Genomic DNA, 5473 nt, shown 5'->3' with positions numbered 1-5473 from the left:
GATCGAATGAGGGCATTGCGTCCCTCAAGCTCCCATCAAAGCGTACCGAGCCACGGTTAAATGGCAGTCCGCTTCGTCAGGTAGTCAAAAATTGGTTAGAAGTTTGACTATGAGCTGTTTAAAAAATCAAAGTTTTAGTGTGCCTGCGCACACTAAAACTAACACGGTCGGTCAGTCTTAAATGCGCGTTGGTCAGACACACTTCATTGATGATGAATTGATCATAGAACATAAAAAATAAGTCGTCTATCCTGATTTGCAGGAACTACTTATTACGCGATTACATATACCCTGAAAAGTTCCAATTTATAACCATGCTACGCATGGTAGGCTTCGCCCTAAAAATACTTGTAAGTATTAATAATCTTTTACTAGATTACAAACTGGTTTTTTCACAAAAAATGGGCTATTTTTATGTAAATTACCTTCATTACATTAATAACCATGATTGTATATAGTCCACACTCAAAATTTACGATGCAGAGAATCGCTGATCATGTTGCTAATGGAGCTTATTTTTATGCAAAAATTGATTGGAAAGAATATGAAGATTGGATAGATGGTCAGACTAAAACTATTTTTAATAGTGTAGATGGACTGATTGAAAAGCTCACAGAACGTTATGATCTAAAGCTTACCCCAAGACAGCGTAATTATCGTCTTGAAAAAGGTTATCCAGTGTGTACTTGTATTGTTCAACGTGATGTTTTTGAAAAGTACAAATGGACGCTGCATTTATTATTCACTACTCCTAAGACACGAGATTTTAATTTGCAGTGTGGGGTAGCATCTCAAAAAATTGTTAATGCCAAAGATCGGGAAAAAGTAGAAAAATTACAGGAGAAATTTAAGGGATTCACTTGGATAAAGCCTGAAATTCAGGCTGAAATGGATTTGATTTACAGCTATTTCAAAGATCGAGAGCCACTACAATTTATCTTAGATACGGCCATTTCTTTGAAAGTCACACAACACATGACTTTTGAGCTTGTGCGTACAGATCACAAGGTCTACAAGCCGACTGAAAAAGAATATAAAGACAGAATTCGGTCATTTTCTTGGTCTTGGAGATACAGCAAGCAGTCATATTTGCGAATGAAGGCCCGACTTATAGCTGTTGTAAATAAACTTATCAGCCAAAAAAATAATAAGTTAGCTGAAAAAAACCGAGCTGATTTGCGTAACTTTTTCAAAATGATTGAAGCATGGGCCGTTTTTAAGAGTAACCGACAGCAGTCGGGTGAATTGCTTCATTTTGCCCAACGTTTTGTTCGTAAAAAAGTTAAAAAATCATGGCAGCAAATTGAAATAGAGCCACCGCATTTAGTTTATTTGCCGCGGCTAGAGAACTATGCCGACAATTTAGATGAATACCGGCAGCGGAGAGACCTTTTTGATCAATATGGCGTGGAAATCCCCCTAGAATTAGTCCGAAAAGGCGAATATATGCCAATTTTTAACTACGTTAATCTTGAGAAAATGAAGGTCGAGAACCGTAATAAAAAAGTAGATGAAGCAATGCTTTCAGAAACTTTGAAATGATTACGTTACAAAATCAATTTAAAAATAGGTCGGGAAGGGTATTTAAAAACTTTCGAAATAAAGTGCAAAAAATCTAAATGGTTGATTCTTAGCGGTTATTGTCATTTTTTTTGGGTATTAAAATACCATATTTGTGGTATATGTTTTTACTTTAAAATTAAGGGTTTAACAACTATGTAACTTTGATGTAAACTTTATTTTGAGCGAAAAAAAACCCGATGTGGCGTCGGGCTTTTTTCGGGAACTTGAAGAGAAAAATCTCAACTAGCACCTCAATTATCTTGAACCCTAATTGTAGCTAGTTGAGTCCACAAAAACAAGAGTTATAAGGACTTGAACAATGGCTACGCCTGTTCACCAACTAGAAATTTTTTATGATGATTTGGCGTATAAGCCTTATTGTGCAGAGTATTTAGATCGTGGCTTAGATATTTTGCCCAAGCGAGAAGCGATAAAACGCCGATACATACAAGGCAATCAGCCGTGTATGGTTAATTATCTGTTTTTTGACTTAGATCATGCTGATTCTGTTCTTGCTTGGCATACAGAAAATTTACCGATTCCCTATTGGACTGCTCGTAACCCTGAAAATGGCCACTGCCATATCTGCTACAAGCTTGAAACACCATTTCCCACCACTGAAATTGCAAGTATTAAGCCCATACGCTACGCAAGTGCGATTCAGGCTGCATATGCTAAAAAACTAGGCTCAGACACCGCATACAGCCGTTTAATCACTAAAAATCCTTTAAACAGGCACTGGGATGTTGTTTTTTGGAGTGAAAAAACTTACTCACTCGATTATTTAGCTGATTTTGTAGACCTGAATGATAAACCCACAGCCGAGGATCGCATTCAAGGTTTAGGTCGAAACTGCACTATTTTCGATTTAACGCGGTTTTGGGCATATAAGGCAGTGTTACCCTACCTTGAATCGAAATCAAGCTATCAAGCATGGTTTAACGCTGTTTTAGAGCGTGTTATGAAAGAGAATCAGCAATTTCCTGAACCGTTGCAGTATGCAGAGATTAAACAAATCTCAAAAAGTATCGCTAAATGGGTTTGGCAACGCTTTTCTATAGAGGGGAAGACGGAATGGCACGCTAAAAAGGGTGCTAAAGGTGGTAGTAAGTCTAAAGGCGGTGGTAGACCTTCACTAGGTGAGCCATGGAAAGAATTAGGTATTAGTAGAGCAACTTATTTTCGCAGAAAAAAATCTGAAAAATGAGACTAAACAAGCTATATCAGATAACAGCCCCTTTTATGGGGTTTTTATTTGTCAGTATGGTCAATTTAGATATTGTTCCACGCTTCTAATTTCCTCACTAACTTAGGCTAATTTTTTATAATCCAATGAGCCGTAAAACACCCTCATTTATGGAGGTGATATAAGGCTCGATTTTTAATAAAATATAGTGGACATTAAAATATTTTCAATTAAGCTATAAAAAAGCCAGTTTAACTCCACATTTTAAACTGGCTTTTTTTTTAGAGAAACGTGGCATAGAAAAAGCTTATGTGACATTTTTTGTCACTTTTTTTTAGAGAAAAGTGACAAAAAATGTCATAATAAAAGATATTGTTAATAATATATTGATTTAATTATATATTTTTATTTGGCATGATTTATGCTAGTTATTTAGCACCTTAGAGTTTATCTCTTAATTACATATTACTATGGGGAAGTGTCATGAACGCTCAAAAAGGTTTTACATTAATTGAATTAATGATCGTTGTCGCTATTGTTGGTATTCTTGCAGCTATTGCAATACCTGCTTACCAGGATTACATGGCTAAAGCAAAAGTAGCTGCTGCATTAGGTGAAATAGCTGCTCATAAAACTCAATTTGAATTAGAAATGAATGAGGGTCGTACACCTAGCGCAACTACTGTTGGTTTTCCTGCATCGACAACAGCTAATTGCTCAACTCTTACTGTAAATGCAGGAGGCATGAAATGTGTGTTAGATAATGCTCCAGCTAAGTTGGGTACAGGAGCATATGTGGACTTAGTTTATACAGAGACAACCTACGAAACTACAGGTGCTATTAAAAAAGCAGGTGGCTTTAGTTGTGTTGTAAATAAAGATATGCCAACAGGTATGATTCCTCAGGGCTGTACTGCATCAGCTACCTAATCAAGAAGTAAATCTAAACGCATCAAATTTGATGCGTTTTTTTGTTTTAGATAGTAAAAATAATTTTATTACTTAATATATAAGATATTGAAAAATATAATTTATTATTTCATATATTTTGAGGAGTATATTCGAGATTTTTTCTTTTCATCAGATAATATTAAATCATCTTTTGACATACTCCCCCCACTTTCGTTTTCACTCAAGTGGGGGATTCTAAAAGCTTAAACTTGAACGCCAAAAGGAAAAAACGAATAATCCATGTACTAATTATCCTAAAGTTAGTAAAAAACTATCTTTTCAGCGCAGAAAATACGGTTTGACCCACTACGGTTGGTTTTTATTGCCTTAAAACGCTCTCATTTGCGTTATAAGGCGTTTTTATTACTTTTTAGTGTCTTTCCTTTGGTTTAGGGTTTGTTTCCCGTATTCTCGCCATAAAGCCCATTTTGGGTCATCTTTGGGTAATTCTGCTGTTTTAAGGAGGATGCCGAGTAACTCAGCTGGGTTGTGGTTGTCTAAATTGGCGATTTCAAACAAGGCACCAAGTTGGACAAGTTTATACAGTGGAATGATTAGCCTAGAAACTATGATGGAGCTTGCATCCTCTGTATGGGATAGCTCGAAAATCTAGATATTAACTACAGATCATCAACATATGACGTTAGGGCGGCAAGGTACTCGATATAGAGATGTTAAAGAGTGCTTACTCTTACTCAAATAAAAAAGGTAAGGGTCGGTGGCTAAGCCACCGCCCTTGATAATGTGTTTTTAAATCTACACCTGATTCAACCGACTTTGGAACGGCTGAACTCCTCTGCTAACAAAGTCCACAGTGAACCTCAGTTTTCTGTACTGAGAAATAGCCACAAAGATACTACTTGCATAAGAACAAGGCATCCAACACAGTTGTAGCTCTGCATTTTCATCAACTTAGTTTAGTTCAAGCGACCAACTCGAACAGTAGGGGAGACCAATCCCCATTTAACCGTTTCTGATTTTTTTTAACTCAACAAGGCTGTTACCACCAGGTGAGCACATACTCAATATGCACCTCTGCATATCCCAACCTCACTCTTTCGCAAAACCACGATTCCCTTAACAACGGATTTCTCCGAACGGTAGCTATGGTTCTTACCCTTTCAGGCACAATTTCCACGATTTAAAAACCGTTTTATATGCGCTACTCAAGATCGCTCCCTCACTTCCTCAATATTTCGCGCTTAACCAATTTGCACGTTTGAAGGATGTGATTCCCAAGTTAGTCTTGAAGTCTTAACTTGCAGTACGCTTATCAACTAGATCACCAGAATGTCCGAAGAAATTCCCTATTTTTGCGTTCGCAGTTCCAAAAAACGCATTATTAATCTGATCATCATTCTTGTTGGTAAAGCACTTGCAATCCACATAGGGGGTTGTGCGCCCCCATTGTCACGTTTGAGCTATCAATCGACCTTTCGAGCTTCAACGGAACGTCTCACGACGAGTTCACCGTTTAACAAGAAAGTGCCTGCAACGCATCCAGCTTTCGCCTCAGCGCCCCGATAACCTCTCGGTTACCTCGGAATCCATCGTGTGTGGCACGCACTATGCAAAACATTACGCACATCTGCATAGAACGGTGGCTGTTAACGGAATTTCATCCTGAAACTCCTAACCATATCTTCAAAACAGGATTTCGGCTTTCAGCCTAGATCGGGAATTACTTCCCGACCAACGTGTCACCACGCTTCCGTTTCCTTGTCGCCCAACTTCACTAAAGACGGGTTTCCCCGACCTAGTTAAATAGGATTG

The 5473-nt window shown here is 37.7% G+C and carries 3 protein-coding genes and 1 pseudogene; 3 read left to right on the top strand and 1 reads right to left on the bottom strand.

Annotated elements, in window-relative coordinates:
• The first annotated feature begins 477 nt into the window (after nt 1–477).
• The 3 genes from VF675_RS13380 to VF675_RS13370 all read left to right on the top strand — a co-directional run bounded on the left by VF675_RS13380 (nt 478) and on the right by VF675_RS13370 (nt 3679).
• Nucleotides 478–1542: a hypothetical protein gene (locus tag VF675_RS13380; RefSeq protein WP_440205358.1), complete on the top strand. Its 1065-nt coding sequence runs from the start codon at nt 478–480 to the stop codon at nt 1540–1542.
• 340 nt (nt 1543–1882) lie between these two features.
• Nucleotides 1883–2770, top strand: coding sequence for a replication initiation protein (locus VF675_RS13375; protein WP_440205357.1), 888 nt, complete (start codon nt 1883–1885; stop codon nt 2768–2770).
• Nucleotides 2771–3232: 462 nt separating this feature from the next.
• On the top strand, nt 3233–3679 hold the full coding sequence (locus VF675_RS13370; protein ID WP_440205356.1) for a pilin: 447 nt from the start codon (nt 3233–3235) through the stop codon (nt 3677–3679).
• A 384-nt stretch (nt 3680–4063) separates the two neighbouring features.
• Here VF675_RS13370 and VF675_RS13365 read toward each other — a convergent pair.
• Nucleotides 4064–4237: pseudogene (locus VF675_RS13365) on the bottom strand (conjugal transfer protein TraD); the annotation flags it as partial.
• Between the last annotated feature and the right edge of the window lie 1236 nt (nt 4238–5473).

This window comes from Acinetobacter sp. Lyrl_1, assembly GCF_051948795.1.
In the GTDB taxonomy this organism is placed as follows: Bacteria; Pseudomonadota; Gammaproteobacteria; order Pseudomonadales; family Moraxellaceae; genus Acinetobacter; species Acinetobacter towneri.
This window is presented reverse-complemented; position numbering and strand designations above follow the sequence as displayed.